Here is a 19,810-nt window from a genome sequence, read left to right as displayed (position 1 = left end):
ACGCGGCCGCGCTGGGCGACCGTCCCGCGCCCCAGGCGCCGGCTCCCGCGCCGGCGGCGCCTCCCAGCCCGGCGCCGGCGGTGGCCCATGCCCCTCAGGCGGCAGCACAGCCGACGATGTTCGTCGACCGCCTTCTGCGTTCCGGCCAGCAGATCTATGCGCGCGGCACCGATCTGGTGATCGTGGGCGGCGTCAGCCCCGGCGCGGAGGTCATCGCCGACGGCAGCATCCATTGCTACGGTCCGCTGCGCGGCCGGGCCATCGCCGGCGCCCAGGGTGACAACAAGGCCCGCATCATCGCCAGCAACTTCGGCCCGGAACTGGTTTCCATCTCCGGTGTTTTCCGCACCTTCGAACGCGGAATCCCCGAAGCCGTCGCCGGCCGCGCGGCGCAGGTACGCCTGCACGGCACCGAGAACACACTCAACATCGAAGCGCTGCAGCTCGACTGAGCACACAGCCACACGCACGAACAAGGGGAAACCGTGAAAGTCATCGTAATAACGTCGGGCAAGGGCGGTGTGGGCAAGACCACCACCAGTGCGGCATTCGCCTCCGGCCTCGCCCTTCGCGGCTACAAGACCGCGGTGATCGACTTCGACGTCGGCCTGCGCAACCTCGACCTGATCATGGGCTGCGAACGCCGCGTGGTGTACGACCTGGTCAACGTCGTCAACGGCGAGGCCCGCCTGAACCAGGCGCTGATCAAGGACAAGCACTGCGAGAACCTGTTCATCCTCCCGGCCTCGCAGACGCGCGACAAGGATGCGCTGACCGAGGAAGGCGTGGAGAAGGTCCTGGAAGAACTGCAGCACATGGGCTTCGACTACGTCGTGTGCGACTCCCCCGCCGGCATCGAACGCGGCGCGGTGATGGCGCTGACCTTCGCCGACGAGGCCGTCGTCACGACCAATCCCGAAGTCTCGTCGGTGCGCGACTCCGACCGCATCCTCGGCATCCTGCAAAGCAAGTCCAAGCGCGCGCGCGAAGGCGGAGAGCCGGTCAAGGAACACCTGCTCATCACCCGCTACTCGCCCAAGCGCGTCGAGGACGGGGAAATGCTGTCGTACAAGGACGTGCAGGAACTGCTGCGCGTGCCGCTGATCGGCGTCATTCCCGAATCGGAATCGGTGCTCCACGCCTCCAACCAGGGCACGCCGGCGATCCACCTCAAAGGCACCGATGTCGCCGACGCGTATGCCGACGTCGTCAGCCGCTTCCTCGGCGAGGACAGCCCGCTGCGCTTCGTCAATTACGAAAAGCCCGGCCTGATCAAGCGCCTGTTCGGAGGCAAGTGACATGTCATTCCTTGCCCGCCTTTTCGGCGAAAAGAAAAAGACCGCGGAAATCGCCAAGAACCGCCTGTCGCTGCTGATCGCCCACGAGCGCGCCAGCGGCACGCCAACCGCCGACTTCCTGCCCGCGCTGCAGCGCGAGCTGATCGAAGTCATCTCGAAATACGTGGCGGTGAACCCCGACGACATCAAGGTCCAGCTCGACAAGCAGGACAACATGGACGTGCTCGAGGTCAACATCGTGCTGCCGGAGCAACCGCGCTAAGCGTCCCTCCTGCCCGCCCGGGTGATGAAATTGGTAACCATAGCGGACTTAAAATCCGCCGGCGCAAGCCTTACGGGTTCGAGTCCCGTCCCGGGCACCATTCCATATCCAATTGGTCTGACGGCTTCATCGGACCAACTGGAGCGCTCCTCGCGAGCCTGCCGACACCGTGATCGTTCTCGACCTCTGCTGTAATCTGGATCATCGCTTCGAAGGCTGGTTCGCCTCGGCGGACGCATTCGAGGAGCAATGCGTGCGCAAGCTGGTAAGCTGCCCCGCGTGCGGCACCACCTCGGTCCGCCGCCTGCCCAGCGCCCCCTACGTGCAGACGCGCCATGCCGTGCCCGACGCGTCGTCCTCCGTCACGGGTCCGGCAGTACCGGCGCCTGCCGTACTGGAGGCCGACGCCATCGAGCCGCCGGCCGCGGCAAACATGCTGCAGATGCTGCGGCACATGTCCCGCAATGCCGAGAACGTCGGCGACCGCCTGCCCGAGGAAGCGCGCCGCATTCATTACGGCGAGGCCGAAGTGCGCGACATCCGCGGCAAAGCATCGGCCGAGGATGTCGAGGAACTGCTGGACGAAGGCATCCTGATCCTGCCCCTGCCGCCGGGCGAGGACGAAGTCCACTGACGCCGCAATCTCCGATCAGGACACCACGGCCACCAGCGGTACTTTCATTTCGTCTTCGGTCATGCCGCCGTGCACACCGATCAGGGTGTAGGGCTCTTCGCCTTCAACCGTGTCCACGACGGTCCAGCCCGGCTCCATCAGCAGCACGTGCGTACCGACCCGCTCCGCCAACCGTGCGTGGGCGCGCCCGGGGCCGAGCAGCCCGGCATCGAGGCAATCCGCCCCCGACATCAGTACGGCGCGCTCCCGCAGCGCCTCGGTCGCCCAGCGCTCGAACTCCGCCTCCGCCCCCGCCCTGACGGCACAGAAGGCCAGCCGGCGCTCGCCGAACAGCGGCGCGGCGAGCATGGCCGGCACTTCGGTGTCGGGAGCGATTTGCAGCGTACGTTCGGGCGCGCTGTCGATGAAGCCGTGATCGGCCGTCACCAGAATGCGCGTCCGGCTGCCCGCCAGGCGCTCGCAGAGGCGTGCGAACACCGCATCGACCTGCCCGAAGCATGCTTTCGCCCGTTCCGACCGGCAACCGTAGGCATGGCTCAAGGCATCGAAGCGCGGGTAGTAGGCATGGACGAAGCCGCCTTCCCGCCCGAAGCCCCGGACCGCCGCGACGATTTCCTCCTCCATCATGGCCAGTCCGTCATATGGGCGGATACGCGCGCCACGCGCATGGTGGCGCGAGAACGGCGAGAAAGCGATTTCCTGTGGAGAGAGCATCACCACGGGCCTCGCCGAATCACGAAACATCGAAGCCTGCCGGAACAGCCGCTGCGGAACGCGCAATGCACCCAGGGGGCCGTTGCCGCGCAGTTCGAGCGGTAACGGCGCGATCACGCCGCCAAAGCGCCGGTCATGGATGAACCAGCCATTGAGGCCGTGTTCGGCCGGCGAGGCCCCCGTCAGCAGTGTGGTGACGGCACTGGCCGTCGTGCTGGGGAAAACGGACGTGAGCGTACGGCGGCAATGCGCCGCGAGCACCGACCCGGCGCCGGCCTCCGACAGAAAGTTCGCACCGAGGCCGTCGACCACCAGCAGCACGATGTTCGCCGCTTCGCCAGGCGCCACACCGGCGGGCTCGCAGCCGGCGCGGGGGTCATGCAGCCAGCGCCGCAGGGCGCATGCCAGCCCGTAGATGCCACCGTCGGCATAGTCTGGCAGCACATGGCCCGAAGGCCAGCGCGGGGATGTCGCACATTTCAACGGAGGCTCCTGAAATCCACGGACGACCGAGGTTTGCCGGCGCCAGGCACTGGCCGGATGGACGGCGCGCGCCCGGGTGTCCGGGCATCCATGACAATCGCCGACCATGGACTATATATAGAGCATGTCCATAACAAACCCATGCCCGCCCGGCACGACGGCATCGAAGCACGAGGATATCAGCAGCGGCGCGTTCGCAGCCAGAGCGCCACCGCCCCTCTCGTGGAAGCATTAGCCTTTCGGCATGTGCTGCACCCACGGCCCCCTCGAGCGACCAGGAGGCTTTTGCCGCGGAGAGCATGCACCGGAGGAAGACGTCATGAAGTGCCCCCCCATCCTGGCGACCGAGAAAGAGCGGCTCAAGGCCTTGTTCGAGTACGGGCTGAGCAGCGACCGCCCCCTCCCCAGCCTGGACCCCGTCGTCCAGATCGCCGCGCGAATGTTCAGCATGCCCGTGGCGGCGGTGAACATGATCGGCAGCGATCACGTCTTCTTCGCCGCGAGCACCGGCCTGGAGGGCGCCAAGGTCGACATGAGCCGCGACGTGTCGTTCTGCGCCCACGCGATCACCCAGGACGGAGTCATGGTCGTTCCCGACGCGACGCAGGATGAACGCTTCCACGACAATCCGCTGGTCACCGGAACGGCCAATCTGCGCTTCTACGCCGGCGTCCCCCTGCTGTCGCCCGACGGGCATGCGCTGGGGGCGCTGTGCGTGATCGACGGCCAACCGCACCACGACTTCTCGCAGGAAGACCGGGCGCGCCTGCGCGAACTGGCCCGGATGGCCGCCGACCGGCTGGAGCTGCGTCGGGTGGAGCTTTCCACCGAGCAGGCCAGACGCCCTTTCGAGGAGTTCGCCCGGCATTCTCCGACGGCCGTCGTCTGGTTCGACGGACAGGGCCGGATCGTCGCGTGGAACGACGCCGCGGCCGCGCTGCATGGCTACGAGATTTCGGAAGGCGCGGGCATGCCGGTGACGAAGCTGCTGCGCGAACAGGACCGGCCCATCGCGGCGGAGCTGATCGCACATGCCGCCACGGCGCGCACCGTGGACGGGCTGGTGATGCCCGAGCGCCTGCATGGCCTGCGCAAGGACGGTACCGAGTTCCTGCTCGGCCTGTCCTTGTTCTGCTGGTACGAACGGGGCTGCCTGACATTCAATGCCCACCTGCAGGACCTGACCGCGCGCCGCCGCGAAGAGGAAGAGCTGCACCGGCTGGCGAACACCGACCTCCTCACCGGACTCGCGAACCGCGTCAGCTTCTACCGGCGCATGGAAGAAACGCTGACGCGGCCATTGCCCGCGGCCGTCCTGATGATCGACCTCGACGGCTTCAAGGATGTGAACGACACGCTGGGCCATGCGGTGGGTGACGGCATCCTGCGGGAAGTCGCCCGCCGCCTCGCGAAGACCACCGGGCCGGACGACATGGTCGCCCGCATCGGCGGGGACGAATTCGCGATCCTGCTGCCAGGGATATCGACCCCCGAACGCGCATCGGAACTTGCCCGCCTCGTCATCTCCCGCGTGGCCGACCCCATCGTCATCGATGGCCACGAGGTGCGCGTGGCCGCCAGTTGCGGCGTCGCGGTCGCGCCCATGCATGCACAAGAGGCGGTGGAGCTGATCGGAAATGCGGATCTTGCACTGTTCAAGGCCAAGAGCATCGGCCGCGGGCAATCCTTCCTGTTCGTCACCGCATTGCGCATGGAGGCCATGGCGCGCCGGCTCCACAACATCGAACTGCACCGGGCGGTCAACGACGGCGAATTCGTGCTCTTCTACCAACCTCAGATCCGCCTGTCGGACGGCACGCTCACCGGAGCGGAAGCGCTCATCCGCTGGCGCCACCCGCAACGCGGGCTGCTCTCCCCCGCCGCCTTCCTGCCCGCGCTGGAAGGCGGGCCGCTCGCCGCGGTGGTCGGCTCCTGGGTGCTCGACGAAGCCTGTGCCCAGGCGGCATTCTGGCGCAGGAACGGCGCCGTGGATTTCCGCATGGGGGTCAATCTGTTCGGCGCCCAGTTCCGCGTCGGCGACCTCGTCGCCGAAGTCGCGTCGGCGCTGGAGCAGCACGGCCTGCCGCCACAGGCGCTCGAACTGGAGGTCACCGAGAACATCGTGCTCGACAACGACGACCTCGTGCTGGAGTCGCTGCAGCGCCTGCGGGCGCTCGGCGTCTCGATCGCCTTCGACGATTTCGGGACCGGCTACGCATCGCTCAGCCTGCTCAAGCAATACCCGCTCAGCCGGATCAAGATCGACCGCTCCTTCGTGCAGGGCATGAACGAGTCGGAGCGCGACGCCTCCGTCGTCCGCGCCATCCTCGACATGGCACGCAGCTTCGAACTGGAGACCATCGCGGAGGGGGTCGAGAACGCTTCACAGCACGACCATCTGCGCCGCTTCGGCTGCGAAGAAGGCCAGGGCTACCTGTTCGGCCGGCCCGTCTTCGCGCAGGAATTCGCCGAAGTCTTCGGCATCGGCTCGCCGATGCGGATGGGCGCGCGCGCATAGCGAGGTCTCGATCCTCGTTCGCGGCAGCACGCGTCGCGGCCTCCGCGCGTCGGCAGCATCGGCCGGTTCCATGCGGTTACGCCCGAGGGCCTTGGCCTTGAGTCTATGCCGAACAGAAAAAGGGGCGGAACTCCATATCACACTCAAGAATCACTGCTACTTGCCGATATAGTGCGTCCGGTTTCCGGCGGAGCCGGATCGACATGAATCAACATCAGGAACAGAGGGCAAGATACGCATGGAGGCAGCCAGCTTCTTCGTGGACACCGCGGCGCACGCCTCCTACTTGCACGGAACGCATCACCCCGGCCTCGTGCTGCTATCGATCTTCGTGTCGATCTTTTCCGCCACGATGGCGCTGCAGACAGCGCAGATCGCCCGCCGCACCGAAAGCGCGCTGTATCGCCACATCGCCATCGGCACGGGCGCCATCGCCCTCGGGGGCGGCATCTGGACGATGCACTTCATCGGCATGCTGGCTTTCGAGCTGCCCACGCGCGTCGACTACGCTACCCGCCTAACCCTGCTGTCGCTGCTGCCGGCCTGCGCCGCCTCGTGGTTCGCGCTGCGCATCCTGGCACAGAGCCACGTCACCCGCTGGCAATTCACCCTCAGCGGCACGCTGGTCGGGCTGGGAATCGGCACCATGCACTACAGCGGCATGGCAGCCATGCAGACGCCGCTGCAGATGCGCTACGAGCCCTTCACCTTCGCATTGTCCATCGTCGTGGCGATCGGCCTCGCGATTCTCGCCCTGTGGGTGCGCTACGGACTGAAGCACACCACGCTCGGCCGGCTCCAGCGCTTCTTCGCCAGCGGCGCGGTCATGGGCCTGGCCATCGCCGGCATGCACTACACCGGCATGGCCGCGGTACGCTTCATCGGCGAGGCAGGCGAGGCGCAGGCCGGCGTGATGCTCAACACCACCTACGCTTCGCTCGTCCTGTCGTCCTTCACCATCACCGTGACGGTGCTGGTGGCGGCGGTCAACGGCCTGATCCGCTCGCGCGAGATCTACCTCAAGCTGGACGAAGGCCAGTCGCGCCTGCGCGCCACGCTCGACACCGCGGTGGATGGCATCATCACCATCGACAGCCGCGGCCTGATCCAGGGATACAACCAGTCCGCGGAACGCCTCTTCGGCTGGACCGCCGAGGAAGTCGTGGGCCGCAACATCAAGATGCTGATGCCCGAGCCCGACCAGTCGAAGCACGACGGCTACCTTCACAACTACCTCAGCTCCGGAAAACCGAAGATCATCGGCACCGGCCGAGAAGTCACCGGCCTGCGCAAGGACGGCAGCCTGATGCCGATGCGCCTGGCCGTGGGCCGGGTCGAACTGCCGGGAGAGCTGCTGTTCGTCGGCTTCGTCAGCGACATCAGCGAACGCCATGCGCTCGAAGCCTCGCTGCGCGAAACAGCCGAGCGCGCCGAGCAGGCCGCCGCGGCCAAGAGCACCTTCCTGGCCAACATGAGCCACGAAATCCGCACCCCGATGAACGCCATCATCGGCTTCACCGAGTTGCTGCTGCAAAGCGACCTGACGCCCATCCAGCGCAGCCACCTGAACACCATCAGCCAGTCGTCGCGCTCGCTTCTCGGCCTGATCAACGACATCCTGGATACGACCAAGATGGAGAAAGGCCGGCTCGAACTCGAACATGCAGACTTCTCGCTCAAGGGCCTGACGATGCAGATCGAATCGTCCCTGCGCCTGGGCGCCCAGGCCAAGCACCTGACGCTCGCCACCCACTATCCCCCGGAAATGCCCGAGTTCTTCCGGGGCGATCCCTTGCGCCTGCTGCAGATCCTGACCAACCTCATCGGCAACGCTATCAAGTTTACCGAGCGCGGCAGGATCGACGTGGTGTTCTCGTACGACGAGGACATCGTGCACGTGCAGGTACGGGACACCGGCATCGGCATGACGCGCAAACAGGTCGACTCCGTCTTCGCCCCCTTCACCCAGGCGGATGCATCGATCAGCCGCCGCTTCGGCGGCACCGGGCTGGGGACTTCCATCGCGCGCCAGCTCGTCGAACTGATGGGCGGGCGCATCGAGGTCGAGAGCACGCTCGGGCACGGCAGCACCTTCCACATACGCCTGCCGCTGCCGCTCGGCCGGGCACCCGAGACGCTGAGCCTCGACGTGCCCCACCATGCCCTGCCGCCGCTGCGCATGCTGATCGCCGACGACGTGCAGCAGAATCTCGAGCTCCTGGCGCTGACGCTGGAAGGCAACGGGCACCGGGTGGACATGGCCCGCGACGGCGACGAGGCCGTGGCCAAGTTCGTCGACGGCCGCTTCGACGTCATCCTGATGGACGTCCACATGCCCGGCACCGACGGCCTGCAGGCCGCGCGCCTGATCCGCCAGTACGAACGCACGCACGAACGCGTGTCGGTCCCCATCGTCGCCCTGACGGCCAGCGTGATGGCCGACGACCGGCGGGCAGCGCTCGAAGCCGGCATGAACGGCTTCGCGGTGAAGCCGCTCGATCTTCCCCGGCTGTTCGACGAGATCGCCAAGGTGCTGAGCATCCCGCCCCCGACCGTATCCGCCGCCGTCCCCGACGGTGAAATCCCCCGGCCGTTGATCGACTGGCCCACCGGCATCGCCTTGTGGGGCAGCGAGGCAAGGCTGATCGCGAGTCTTCGCCAGTTCCTCGACACCGCGAACGAGCGATACCCCCTGCCGGACGAAGGCAGCTCCGACATCGATTGGGACAAGACCCAATTCAACCTGCACGGCCTGCGCGGCGTGGCCGGCAACCTTGCGCTGCCCGCCGTCGCGGAAATGGCGCGCAGCGCCGAAAGCCTCGTCCGCGAAGGCCGCCACGACGACGCGCAGCCAAAGTTCGCGGCGCTGCGGACCCTGCTGGCAGCGGCGTGGCAGGAACTGCTCGACCGCGCGGACACCGCCCCCACACCGGATCTTGCCCCGCCGGCCTCGCCGCAACCCGATCTGCTGCCCGCCCTGCTGCGTCTCCTGGACGTCATCGAACACAACGAAATGGACGATGGAACACTGGATACCGTCTGTCTGGGCCTCGAAAGGCAGGGCGAACGCTCCCGCGCCCATTCCTTGCGGACGGCGGTCGAGAGCTTCGAATTCCGCCAGGCGCACACGCAGCTCAAACAATTCATCGCCGAACGCAGTTCCGGCACTCCTTCGTGAAACAGGGTATCGCATGAAGCGCCTGAAAGATCCTCGCCGGACCCTCTTGCTGGTCGACGACGAACCCAGCAACCTGCAGGTGCTTCGCCACACCCTGCAGGACGACTACCGCCTGCTGTTCGCCAAGGACGGGCTCACGGCGTTGGAACTGGTGCGCACCGACCGCCCCGAGCTGATCCTGCTCGACATCATGATGCCGGGGATCTCGGGCTACGAAGTCTGCAAGGTACTGAAGCGCGATCCGGGCACAGCCGCCATTCCAGTCATCTTCGTGACTGCACTGGTCGAAGCCGCCAACGAACGGCAAGGGCTGGAACTCGGCGCGGTCGACTACATCAGCAAGCCCTTCAACCCGCACATCGTCCAGGCGCGCGTGCGCACCCACCTGTCGCTGGTGCAGACAGCCGAGGTGCTCGAAACCCGCCTGCAGATCGTCCAGTGCCTTGGCGCGGCCGCCGAATACAAGGACAACGAAACCGGCCTGCACGTCATCCGCATGAGCCATTACGCGCGCATCCTGGCCCTGGCCGTCGGCTACAGCGAAGCTGCCGCGGACGACCTGCTGCATGCCGCCCCGATGCACGACGTCGGCAAGATCGGCATCCCCGACGCCATCCTGCGCAAGCCGGGGGCGCTGACCGCTGAAGAATGGACGATCATGCGCCAGCACACCGTCATCGGTGCCCGCATCATCGGCAACCACCCTTCCGGCCTGCTGCGCATGGCGGCCACCATTGCCCTGAACCACCACGAGAAATGGGACGGCAGCGGCTATCCGAACGGCCTCGCCGGCGAGAACATTCCGCACGTGGCCCGGGTCATCGCGATCGCCGATGTGTTCGACGCCCTGACGAGCGTGCGCCCCTACAAGCCGGCGTGGCCGGTCGACGACGCTCTGGCCCTGATCAGCCGCGAAAGCGGCAAGCACTTCGACCCCGAACTGGTGGACGCGCTCGGAGGCTGCCTCGCCGAGATGCTGCAGATTCGCGAACAGTGGGCCGACGCCGAAGACGACACCCGAGGGCCGATCGCCGCCCTGCCCTGATCGCTGCGCCCCAGCCGGGAATAGTGATCGCCCTCCTGGCCCGCGGTCACCTGCGATGCTTGCCGGCAAGGGCACGCTATACTCCAACCGTATCGGCTACGGCTTCAAGGATCTCGACAAAGGCATCAGGTGGACGAACGGCCTCTCCATCCCCGCGCGGCGGATTCCGTCTTTTCGCCACTGACCGAGGCTGGCCTCAATCTCCATGCCGTCTTCGACGTCCACCAGTTGCCGGCCCGGCTCGCCGCCGACCTGCAGCGTGATTTCGCCCCGGCCTGCACCCAGCTCATCCTCATCGGCAATGCCGGGCGCACGCTGTGGTCGACGGTGAAAGCCTCCGGCATCCGTTCCGCCGACCCCATCGACGACTTCAGCGTGCGCACCGTTACGCAATGGTTCGCCGAGTGCCTTCCCGGCCATCACTGCACCCTGCTCTACCCTGGCGACAAGCCCGTCGGCCTGCAGGCGCTCGGACGGCTGGCCGGCTGGCATCACGCCACGCCCTTCATGATCGGCATCCTGCCGCAGTGGGGAAGCTGGTTCGGCTACCGGGTGGCGCTGCTGGCCGACACCACGCTGCCGGTGACGGCACCGCTGGCGGTGGAGCCGCCCTGCGCGGCCTGTACCACCCGGCCTTGCGTCTCCGCCTGCCCCGCGCAGGCGATGGCCTCGGGCGGGTTCGCGCTGGAAAAATGCATCGCCTATCGCCGCCTGCCGGCCTCCCGCTGCGCCCATACCTGTCTGGCACGTGATGCCTGTCCGGTGGGGCGCGAGCATCGCTACGACGAAGACCACCTGCGCCACACCTACGGCCAGTCGCTGCGCGCGATCGAACGCTACTTCCCCGCCTGACTCCCTTCCCCGGCGCCCATGGTCATTTCACCGCCTCCGCCGGCGCCGTGCCGGCCTCTGGCCCATCCTGCGAGACGTCGTCCTGGTGCTCGCGCTCCATCGTCGCCTGCACCAGTTCGTCCGTGACCCGGATTTCCGCACCGGTGGGGGACATCTGCGCGGCGGGCTCGAACGGCGCGACCGGCACCGGCGCCGGACGCGTTCTGCGCCGCCACAGGAGAAAAGCCGCCTGCGCGGCATTCAGCAGGCAAAAGGCCAGGAACAGGCCGTTGTCGCCGACCTTTGCCATGACGGGCGAAATGAGCAGCGGGCTGATCGCCGAGCCGACCGAGTTGATCAGCAGCAAGCCCTGGATCATGCCCAGCAGTTCGCCGGTCGCGGAACGGTCGGCGGAATGGCTCACGGCAACCGGATAGATGGCGAAAACCCCGCCTCCCAGCAAGAACAGCAACACCGTTAACGACGTCTGTGAATGCGGAAACAGCATGACGAGAATCGAAAGCACCGCGCACAGGACGCTGAGCGCGATCAGCACCACCTGCCTGTCGTGTTTGTCCGACCAGCGCCCGACCGGATACTGCAGGACCATCGCGCCCAGGATGACGCTGGCCATCAGTTCGCCTACCTGGGCGACGTTCATGCCGGCCCGCTGCAGATAGATGGGCAGCAGGGTATAGACCGCGGCGATCAAGACCCCGGAGCCGAAACAGCCGATCACGCCCGTGGGCGTCATCTTCAGCAGATGCCACGGCGTCAGCGGCTTGATATGCCCGACTTCGGGCGAAATACGAGGCAGGATCACCATCGGCAGGACCGACAGCGCCGCCAGCATGCCGGCGATCATGAACGGCTCGGTATGGCCGAAGGCATCGACGGCCCCCAGCTTCATCTGGCCCAGCATGCCCGAGCCGTACAGGGCGATCATGTAGATCGCCAGCAAGCGCCCGCGCATCTTCTGGTCGCCGGAGATGAGCAGCCAGCTTTCGACGACGAGAAATATTCCGACCAGCGCCCATCCATTGACCAGGCGGAAGAACAGCCAGAACCACGGGTCGAAATGCAGGCCCTGAAGCAGAAACGTCACCGCCGTGAGCGAAGCGAAGCTGCTGTACGCCCGGATATGCCCGATACGGGCGATCAGCCGGTCGCTGAACAGCGCCCCCAGCGTGAGCCCGACGAAATAGGACGACGATACGAGGCCGATGACCGTATCCGAGACCCCGGCCGCATCGAGCCGCAAGGACGTCAACGAGGAGATGAATCCATTCCCAAGACTCACCGTGAACAGCCCGAGCAAGGGGCCCAGAACCAAAGCCAGCAACTGTCGCGACACACCACCCCCTTTCACGCCCCACGGATAACCGCGCCTTGCCGGCGGACGACCGTCGAACGGAGCACCCGCCGACGATCGCGCAAGCTGGCATCGGCCATTAGCCGCCAATGCTATTTCGCCGGCCTGGCAAAAGGAAGGTCGGCAAGAAAAGGTCGGGAAAACGCAACGATCGGCGCCATCGAACGGGATGGAAGCTGGCCGGGGGCTGGACTGGATGTGGGGAGTGCAGCAGGTGCCGCTGGAACGGAAAAAGGACCCGAAGGTCCTTTTTCAACGACTTACAGACATCGACGGATGTCTGCAGATCAAGATATGGAGCGGGAAACGAGTCTCGAACTCGCGACCTCAACCTTGGCAAGGTTGCGCTCTACCAACTGAGCTATTCCCGCATTTTGGCGATCAGGCTAGGCAGCGAGGCTTTCCAGAACCATTCGTGCCGTGCAGCCATGGGGCTTTCAGCCCGAGGTGCAACCTTTTCGTCCGTTTCGTTTCGCGCCGTTCGGCGCGCGACGGGGGCGAACTATACCGGGCTTCCCCCTTGCGCGCAACATCGCCCGCGATATCAAGCGCCGATGGCCTCATCGACGATCTCGATCCAGTGGCGGACGGGCGTGCGGCCCGCGCCATCGAGGTGGATCTGGCAACCGATGTTGGCGGTCGCGATCAGTTCGGGCGTGCCGCTTTCCAGCGCATCGAGCCGGTCGTCGCGCAGGCGGCGCGACAGCTCGGGCTGGCTCAGCGAATACGTGCCCGCCGAGCCGCAGCACAGGTGCGCATCGGGTACCGGCGTCAATTCGAACCCTAGGCCGCCCAGCACGGCTTCGACCGCCCCTCCGAGCTTTTGCGCATGCTGCAGCGTACAGGGGCAGTGGAAGGCGAGCCGCTTGCCCGTGCGGATACTCAGCTTTTCCAGCGGCTCTGCGCGCAGGACTTCGACCAGGTCGCGCGCCAGACCGCTGACACGCGCGGCCTTGGCGGCATAGGCGGCGTCGTCGCGCAGCATGTAGCCATATTCCTTGACGAAGGCACCGCAGCCGCTGGCGGTCTGCACGATTGCCTCTGCGCCCGCCTCGACCGCCGGCCACCAGGCATCGATGTTGCTCCGTGCACGGTCCAGCCCGGCCATTTGCGCATCGAGATGGAAATCCAGCGCGCCGCAGCAGCCGGCTTCGCTCACCGGGCGGACGCTGATGCCAAGCCGGTCCAGTACGCGCGCCGCCGCCGCATTGGTGTTGGGCGACAGGCCAGGCTGCACGCAGCCTTCCAGCATCAGCACGGTGCGTGCATGGCGTGCTGCCGGACGCAGCCCGACAGCACGCTTGCGCCGCGGCAGTTTCGACGACAGGGTTTCGGGCAGGAGCGGCCTTACCGCGGCGCCGGCCAAGGCGAGGGTCTTGAACAGCGCAGGCCGGGACAAGGCGCCGCGCAACAGCGTGCGCCGGGCGGTCTCGTCCAGCGGCCGCGGCGCCCACAGCTCGATGGCTGCGCGGCCGATGTCGAGCAGCTTGTGGTATTGGACGCCCGACGGGCAGGTCGTCTCGCAACTGCGGCAGCTCAGGCAGCGGTCCAGGTGGGTGCGGGTGCCGGCACCCGGCTCGCCGCCTTCGAGCATCTGCTTGATCAGGTAGATGCGCCCGCGAGGACCATCCAGCTCGTCCCCCAGCAGCTGGTAGGTCGGGCAGGTGGCATTGCAGAAGCCGCAGTGCACACAGGCGCGCAGCACGCTTTCTGCGACATCGGCGCCGGGCAGTTTGCGGGCGGCTTCACTCAGCTTGGTTTGCATGGCTTGATCTTTGCCTGTGCTGGCATGGTTTCGGGTTGCAGCGCGCCCTTCACAGCCCGGCGTACATGCGGCCCGGGTTGAAGATGCCCTGCGGGTCCAGTTGTGCCTTGAGCTGGCGGTGGTAGCGCATCAGTACCGCAGGCAGCGGATGCAGCGGGCTGTCGCACGCCCCCGGCGTGAAGCAGCTCGCATGCCCGCCCGCACCGGCCGCTGCGCGACGCACCTCTTCGCTGCCGGCGGTGGTCTTGAGCCAGCGCTGTGCGCCGCCCCAGTCGACGAGTTGCACGCCGTCGGGCAAGAGCGGGCGGCTGTCGTTGGCGACCGATATCCGCCACAGCGGCGCCGGGCCGGCAAAGAAGCCGAGCTGGAATTCGCGCAGCGCCGTCCAGAATGCCGGCGATGCCTGCTCGCCGCCGAGGGCCTCGCGCGCCGCCTTCACCGAACCCTCTCCCCCTTCCAGGCGGAGCATCAGGGCGTCACCGTCGTGGCACGCGGCAGTGATCGGCAGCGGCTGCCGCCCCCATTCGGTGAAACGCTCGAGGGCGGCCGGAACATCCATGTCCAGGCGCAGCGTACAGGCGCTGCGCGGCTTGGGCAGCACCTTCAGCGATACCTCGGTGAGCAGGCCAAGGCAGCCCAGGCTGCCCGCCATCAGGCGCGACACGTCGTAGCCGGCGACGTTTTTCATCACCTCTCCGCCAAAGCGCAGATGCTTGCCGTGCCCGCTGATGACACGGCAGCCGAGCACGAAATCGCGTACCGCACCGGCCCACGGCCGGCGGGGGCCGGACAGGCCCGCCGCCACCATGCCGCCCACGGTCGCCTGCCCGCCGAACTGCGCCGGTTCGAAAGCCAGCATCTGGCCGGACGCGTCCAGCACCGCGTCCAGCTCGGCCACCAGCGTGCCGGCACGGGCGGTGACGACGAGTTCGGTCGGGTCGTAGCCGACGATGCCGCGATGGCCGCGCGTGTCCAGCAGCGCGCCACGGCCCAGGCGGCCATGGAATGCCTTCGTGCCGCCGCCCTGGATCAGCAGTGGCGTGCCGGTGGCGAGCGCGGTGCATACCTGGGCCAGCAGTTCCTCGCCGCGATCGGCATCCCGTGTCTCGGTGCTCATCAGAAACGCTCCAGGTCGGGGAAAGGCATCTCCCCCTGATGCACACGCATCCTGCCGTTTTCCGCACAGCGGCGCAGCGTGGGAATGTTCTTGCCCGGATTCAGCAGGCCTTCGGCATCGAAAGCCGCTTTCACCGCGTGGAAGAAGCTCAGCTCATCGGCGTTGAACTGCACGCACATCTGGTTGATCTTCTCGCGCCCCACTCCATGTTCGCCGGTGATCGTGCCGCCCACGGCGACGCAGAGTTCCAGGATTCTGCCGCCCAGTTCCTCGGCCCTTTCCAGCTCGCCCGGCTGGTTCGCATCGAACAGGATCAGCGGATGCATGTTGCCGTCGCCGGCGTGGAACACGTTGGCCACGCGCAAGCCATAGCGCTCCGAAAGCGCCGCCGTGCCGCGCAGCACCGTCGGCAGGTGCTTGCGCGGAATCGTGCCGTCCATGCAGTAGTAGTCGGGCGACATGCGCCCCACGGCGGGAAACGCATTCTTGCGCCCGGCCCAGAAGCGCACCCGTTCAGCCTCGTCGCGCGCCAGGCTGACCGCGGTCGCCCCCGCCCGGCCGAGCACCGCGCGCACCCGCTCGATGTCCTCGGCCACATCGGCCTCCACCCCATCCAGTTCGCACAGCAAAATGGCCTCGGCCTCGACCGGGTAGCCGGCGTGGATGAAATCCTCGGCCGCCTGGATGGCCAGTTTGTCCATCATCTCCAGGCCACCGGGAATGATGCCCTCGCCGATGATGTCGGCCACCGCCCTGCCCGCGCTGTCGACCGAATCGAAGCTTGCCATCAGCACGCGCGCGACACGCGGCTTGGGCAGCAGCTTGACGGTGACTTCGGTGACGATGCCGAGCATGCCCTCGGAGCCCATGAACAGCGCCAGCAGGTCGAAGCCCGGGGAGTCGAGCGCGTCCGCACCCAGCTTCAGGCGCTCGCCCTCCATCGTCAGGATCTCGATGCCGATGACGTTATGCACGGTCAAGCCGTATTTCAGGCAATGCACGCCACCCGCGTTCTCTGCCACGTTGCCGCCGATCGAACAGGCAATCTGCGACGACGGGTCGGGCGCATAGTAAAGACCATGCGGCGCCGCGGCCTGCGAAATCGCCAGGTTGCGTACGCCGGGCTGCACACGGGCAAAACGCGCCCGCGGGTTCACCTCCAAAATGCGGTTGAAGCGCGCCATCACCAGCAGCACGCCCTGGGCAAGCGGCAGCGCCCCGCCCGACAGCCCCGTGCCCGCGCCGCGCGCCACCACCGGTACACGGCGCGCATGGCAGATGCGCAGGATGGCCTCGACCTGCTCGATGCGCTCGGGCAGCACCACGAGCAGCGGCATCGTGCGGTAGGCCGACAGGCCATCGCACTCGTAGGGGTGCAGATCCTCCTCGCGGTGCAGGATCTGCAGGTCGGGCATCGCAGCGCGCAGTTCGGCAAAAAGGTCTCTTGCATCGACCTTGCCGAGCGCGCCGTCGACCGCCTCGTCGTAAAGAATGTTCATCGCAAATCCGTCCCCAGCGCCTCGTTGGCGAGAGATGCTAAGACCATTGGCTGCGCGATCCAAGCGTTCCGGCACGGCAGAGCGACGAAAGGACGATTCTCGCATTGCACGTGGCGGGCACGCATCGGCCAGGCACCCGCTGAGGCCAAGCTCTGAAGCAGTCGTTCCGGCACACCGAAGCCAGTGCCCAGTGCCGGATATCCACCTCAGGGTCTTCCTCCCGGCAACGCATCAGGAATGAACAGGCTGCTACCGCGATGAGGACTACTTCCTCGTCAAGATCCGCGCTGCCTTCCCCGGAATACCTCGAGGGAACGGAAATTGTGGACGGATGGCTTTCTTCCGCTTTGCTCGATCCATGCTTGCGTTATGCAACGGGTAGCCAACCGTTTGCACGATACCAGGCAAGCGTATCCCTCACCGTTTCTTCGATCGGCCGAAACTGCAAGCCCAGTTCTCGCGCGCTTTTGGTGTGGTTGAAGCGGGTTCGGTCAGCCTCTTTGAGCATCAGGCGAACGGTAGACAGGCTGAGCAGAATGGGTTTACCCGTGATGCGAGCATACATTTCCTGCAGACCTGCCAGTGCGAACAACAGAGGCACCGGCAATGCCTTGGTGGGCGTTTTGACCTTGGCGATCTGGCCCAGCAAGGGCACCAGCTCTCGCATGGTCATGTGTTTGCCCGCCGCAAGGTAGCGCTCACCACTGCGGCCTTGCACAGCGGCAGCAATCAGGGCGAGCGCCACATCGCGGGCATCCACCACCGAGAAGCTGCCTGGGACCAAGCCCGGCAGCTTGCCTTTGACCACATCGACCAGCAGTTGGCCTGACGAGGTGGGCCCGATATCTGCAGGACCCCACATCCAGCCAGGCAGCACCAAACTCGCGTGCATGTCGGTATGCCGGGCCAAAAATTGGCGTACCGCTTCATCGGCCAGAATTTTGCTACGGTAATAGTCGTCTGCATCCTCCAAAGCGCGGACTTGACTCTCATCGATCAGCGTACCAGGCGCGCCATTCAGTACCGCGATGGATGAGGTATGCACGAAACGCCGAATGCCTGCAGCGTAGGCATGCTCAAGCAAGGTTGCGGTGCCATCGACATTGATGCGTTTCAAAGCCTGCCAATGCGAGCCGCCCTTGTAGTTTTCCCGAAAATAGGCGGCGGTGTGAAACACCACATCGCAGCCGTTCAGGGCAGGCGCAAAAGCCGCCACATTCGCCAGATCGCCCTGCACCAGCTCAACACCGACCAGACCTGCAAACTGCTGTTCACCCTTGGCGAGAGAACGCACCAGTGCTTTGACCTTGACGCCTTTCGGCACCAGGGTGCGCACCAAATTGTTGCCAAGCAGGCCCGTCGCCCCAGTCACAAACGCCGTATCAAAATTCACATGCATGTTTCCGCCATTTCAAATATCAGTTGAAATTCCAAATTTATTCAATTGAATTTCAGATGTCAACTGATATTTTAAATGTGATAAGATCCAACCCATGACGACAAGCATCCGCAAACCCATGAAGCGCCTGAGCCGAGAGGAAAGCCAGCTCAAGACTCGGGAAGACTTGATTGCAACAGCCACACGCCTTTTCACTGAAAAAGGCTATGGAGGCACCTCCATTCGTGACATTGCGGATCAAGCGGGCTACTCGCAAGGGGCGTTTTATTCCAACTACGAAAGCAAGGAGGCTTTGTTGTTGGAGATGCTGCGCAGGCACATGCAGCGTGAGGCCGAAAAGCTGATCGAATTAGTCGCGCAAGATCCAGGCAACACAGAAGACGTATTGGCGGCACTGGAGGCTTGGGCCACAACCCTTGACCAAGATGTGAATTGGTCCATGTTGTCCATCGAGTTGCAGTTGCATGCCCAACGCAGCGAGACGTTTGCCATTCAATACCGAGAGGTTTTTCAACAACACCAACAGGTACTGGCGCGTTGGATGGATAAGTTGTTCGTCCTCAACGGCAGGCAAACTCCAGCCTCTACGCAAGATATCGCATCTGCCTTCATGGCATTGGCGCATGGCCTGTCGCTGCAGCATGCCGCTATCGGTGCTGGCGCGCCCGCCAGTGTATTGGTGCTGCTGCTGCGCGGTTTGCTGGCGTTGGGCAAGCCAACCCGTGAGATACAGGGCCATTCACACAGGCATGGGTTGCACGGTCGTTGAAGAATGCCTTGGGAATTCAGACGCGCTGCAAATGCGCGGGCGCTTCGCCCAAGAAGAACCGCAGGCCGTCCTGGATGGACGGCCCCAGCATGGACGGATGCGATTCATCGGCGAAGCGATGGAAAAACACCTCCAGGCCGTCGATGCGGGCCAGCCGGCGGGCGCTGTCCAGGGCGTCCGGGCGGGGTTCGCCGGTGCCGGCCTGCTGCCGTGTGCTCCGCTCGGCGGAGCGCTCGACCAGCAGCCGCAAGGGCCGCGCCAGGCGGCCTCCGGCAGCGCGCACGCCGGCCAGAAAGGCGGCTTCCTCGTGCTGGATGGAATGGCCGTTCCACCAGACGGAGGGGTCCGCCGCAATCCAGGTCTGGAACATCCAGGGGCGGGTGTACAAGGCGTGCAAGACCAGCAGGCCGCCAAGCGAGTGGCCGAACAGGGCCTGCCGCCGAGGGTCCACGGCAACGCGCCGGGCGATGGCCGGGCGCAGGTCGTGCTCGATGAAATCCAGGAAAGCGTCCTGCCCGCCGGTCTTGATGGCGCCGCGCAGGTGCTCGCCGGCGGTGGGGGGCGTGAGATCGAAATAGCGGCGCTCCACGTCGAAACGCACATCGGCCGGATAGCCGATGCCCACCAGAACCACTTCCTCCTGCGGGCCGCCGCGCCGCATGGCCTGCAGCGCATGCCAGGCCAGCGGAAAACCAGCGTTGCCGTCGAGCAGATGGATCACCGGCCAGCCCCCGGCGGGTGGCCGGCCCTGCGGCCAGGCCACGTGGATGCGCCAGGGTTCGCCCCCATAGCGCGAGCTGCCCAGCAGGAACTCATCCACCCGTTCGTGCCGGATTCGTTCCGGCGGCAGCGCGGCCTGCCGGCGCGGCTGGCCTTCGGGCGCCGCGCCGCCGGACGGGTCTTGCCGCGGCGTTGCCGCCCGCGGC

Annotated in this window: 16 protein-coding genes and 2 tRNA genes; 10 read left to right on the top strand and 8 right to left on the bottom strand. The window is 66.0% G+C overall.

Annotated elements, in window-relative coordinates; all coding sequences use genetic code 11:
- The 5 genes from minC to C666_RS14840 form a co-directional block, all read left to right on the top strand.
- Positions 1 to 452: septum site-determining protein MinC (minC, locus tag C666_RS14860; protein WP_004342045.1), on the top strand; the 452-nt coding region annotated here is incomplete at its 5' end.
- Positions 453 to 485: 33 nt separating this feature from the next.
- Entirely contained in the window at positions 486 to 1,298 is an 813-nt protein-coding gene (gene minD, locus C666_RS14855) for a septum site-determining protein MinD (protein ID WP_081593457.1), read from the top strand.
- A 1-nt stretch (position 1,299) separates the two neighbouring features.
- Positions 1,300 to 1,560, top strand: a complete 261-nt coding sequence (gene minE / locus C666_RS14850; protein ID WP_004342041.1) for a cell division topological specificity factor MinE — start codon at positions 1,300 to 1,302, stop codon at positions 1,558 to 1,560.
- Positions 1,561 to 1,575: 15 nt separating this feature from the next.
- Positions 1,576 to 1,660: transfer RNA gene (locus C666_RS14845), tRNA-Leu, on the top strand.
- A gap of 69 nt (positions 1,661 to 1,729) precedes the next feature.
- The gene (locus tag C666_RS14840) at positions 1,730 to 2,194 is read left to right on the top strand and encodes a DUF1178 family protein (RefSeq protein WP_004342040.1); all 465 of its coding nucleotides are present in this window, start codon (positions 1,730 to 1,732) and stop codon (positions 2,192 to 2,194) included.
- A gap of 15 nt (positions 2,195 to 2,209) precedes the next feature.
- Here the strand turns inward: C666_RS14840 and C666_RS14835 are convergent, their stop codons facing one another.
- Complete coding sequence (locus tag C666_RS14835) at positions 2,210 to 3,391, bottom strand: alkaline phosphatase family protein (protein WP_004342037.1); 1,182 nt, start codon at positions 3,389 to 3,391, stop codon at positions 2,210 to 2,212.
- Positions 3,392 to 3,710: 319 nt separating this feature from the next.
- Here C666_RS14835 and C666_RS14830 point away from each other — a divergent pair, with 319 nt between their 5' ends.
- The 4 genes from C666_RS14830 (at position 3,711) to C666_RS14815 (ending at position 10,984) form a co-directional block, all read left to right on the top strand.
- A complete protein-coding gene (locus C666_RS14830) occupies positions 3,711 to 5,909 on the top strand; it encodes a putative bifunctional diguanylate cyclase/phosphodiesterase (RefSeq protein ID WP_004342035.1) in 2,199 nt (732 codons plus the stop codon).
- A gap of 238 nt (positions 5,910 to 6,147) precedes the next feature.
- Positions 6,148 to 9,087 carry an MHYT domain-containing protein gene (locus tag C666_RS19925; protein ID WP_004342034.1) on the top strand — a complete coding sequence of 980 codons (2,940 nt, stop codon included), beginning with the start codon at positions 6,148 to 6,150 and terminating at the stop codon, positions 9,085 to 9,087.
- A gap of 13 nt (positions 9,088 to 9,100) precedes the next feature.
- Complete coding sequence (locus tag C666_RS14820) at positions 9,101 to 10,132, top strand: response regulator (protein ID WP_004342033.1); 1,032 nt, start codon at positions 9,101 to 9,103, stop codon at positions 10,130 to 10,132.
- Between the two features lie 129 nt (positions 10,133 to 10,261).
- Entirely contained in the window at positions 10,262 to 10,984 is a 723-nt protein-coding gene (locus tag C666_RS14815) for a hypothetical protein (protein WP_004342031.1), read from the top strand.
- Positions 10,985 to 11,006: 22 nt separating this feature from the next.
- Here the strand turns inward: C666_RS14815 and C666_RS14810 are convergent, their stop codons facing one another.
- From C666_RS14810 to C666_RS14785, 6 genes are all read right to left on the bottom strand, one after another.
- Positions 11,007 to 12,425 (bottom strand): MFS transporter, encoded by a 1,419-nt coding sequence (locus C666_RS14810; protein WP_211206760.1) that lies wholly within the window; start codon positions 12,423 to 12,425, stop codon positions 11,007 to 11,009.
- 205 nt (positions 12,426 to 12,630) lie between these two features.
- Positions 12,631 to 12,706, bottom strand: a tRNA-Gly gene (locus C666_RS14805).
- Between the two features lie 173 nt (positions 12,707 to 12,879).
- On the bottom strand, positions 12,880 to 14,100 hold the full coding sequence (glcF, locus tag C666_RS14800; protein WP_004342026.1) for a glycolate oxidase subunit GlcF: 1,221 nt from the start codon (positions 14,098 to 14,100) through the stop codon (positions 12,880 to 12,882).
- A gap of 49 nt (positions 14,101 to 14,149) precedes the next feature.
- Positions 14,150 to 15,217, bottom strand: a complete 1,068-nt coding sequence (glcE, locus tag C666_RS14795; RefSeq protein WP_004342024.1) for a glycolate oxidase subunit GlcE — start codon at positions 15,215 to 15,217, stop codon at positions 14,150 to 14,152.
- Positions 15,217 to 16,716, bottom strand: a complete 1,500-nt coding sequence (gene glcD, locus C666_RS14790; protein ID WP_004342021.1) for a glycolate oxidase subunit GlcD — start codon at positions 16,714 to 16,716, stop codon at positions 15,217 to 15,219. Before glcD ends, glcE begins: the two co-directional genes overlap by 1 nt.
- 367 nt (positions 16,717 to 17,083) lie before the next feature.
- The gene (locus C666_RS14785) at positions 17,084 to 18,115 is read right to left on the bottom strand and encodes an SDR family oxidoreductase (RefSeq protein ID WP_004342018.1); all 1,032 of its coding nucleotides are present in this window, start codon (positions 18,113 to 18,115) and stop codon (positions 17,084 to 17,086) included.
- Between the two features lie 94 nt (positions 18,116 to 18,209).
- On the opposite strand from C666_RS14785, the gene C666_RS14780 reads away from it, so the two are divergent.
- Positions 18,210 to 18,884 (top strand): TetR/AcrR family transcriptional regulator, encoded by a 675-nt coding sequence (locus tag C666_RS14780; protein WP_004342017.1) that lies wholly within the window; start codon positions 18,210 to 18,212, stop codon positions 18,882 to 18,884.
- Positions 18,885 to 18,900: 16 nt separating this feature from the next.
- Here C666_RS14780 and C666_RS14775 read toward each other — a convergent pair.
- Positions 18,901 to 19,810 (bottom strand): alpha/beta hydrolase (locus C666_RS14775; protein WP_004342014.1); only part of this gene is annotated, 910 nt, incomplete at its 5' end.

Source organism: Thauera linaloolentis 47Lol = DSM 12138, from assembly GCF_000310205.1.
Taxonomy (GTDB): Bacteria; Pseudomonadota; Gammaproteobacteria; order Burkholderiales; family Rhodocyclaceae; genus Thauera; species Thauera linaloolentis.
Note: the sequence above shows the minus strand (reverse complement) of the source record. Positions and strands in the feature narration are given on the sequence as shown.

Excerpts from the sequence above, each read along its gene's own strand:
- minE (WP_004342041.1), top strand. The coding sequence starts at position 1,300 with ATGTCATTCCTTGCCCGCCTTTTCGGCGAAAAGAAAAAGACCGCGGAA.
- C666_RS14830 (WP_004342035.1), top strand. The coding sequence starts at position 3,711 with ATGAAGTGCCCCCCCATCCTGGCGACCGAGAAAGAGCGGCTCAAGGCC.
- C666_RS19925 (WP_004342034.1), top strand. The coding sequence starts at position 6,148 with ATGGAGGCAGCCAGCTTCTTCGTGGACACCGCGGCGCACGCCTCCTAC.
- C666_RS14820 (WP_004342033.1), top strand. The coding sequence starts at position 9,101 with ATGAAGCGCCTGAAAGATCCTCGCCGGACCCTCTTGCTGGTCGACGAC.
- glcF (WP_004342026.1), bottom strand. The coding sequence starts at position 14,100 with ATGCAAACCAAGCTGAGTGAAGCCGCCCGCAAACTGCCCGGCGCCGAT.
- glcE (WP_004342024.1), bottom strand. The coding sequence starts at position 15,217 with ATGAGCACCGAGACACGGGATGCCGATCGCGGCGAGGAACTGCTGGCC.
- glcD (WP_004342021.1), bottom strand. The coding sequence starts at position 16,716 with ATGAACATTCTTTACGACGAGGCGGTCGACGGCGCGCTCGGCAAGGTC.
- C666_RS14785 (WP_004342018.1), bottom strand. The coding sequence starts at position 18,115 with ATGCATGTGAATTTTGATACGGCGTTTGTGACTGGGGCGACGGGCCTG.
- C666_RS14780 (WP_004342017.1), top strand. The coding sequence starts at position 18,210 with ATGACGACAAGCATCCGCAAACCCATGAAGCGCCTGAGCCGAGAGGAA.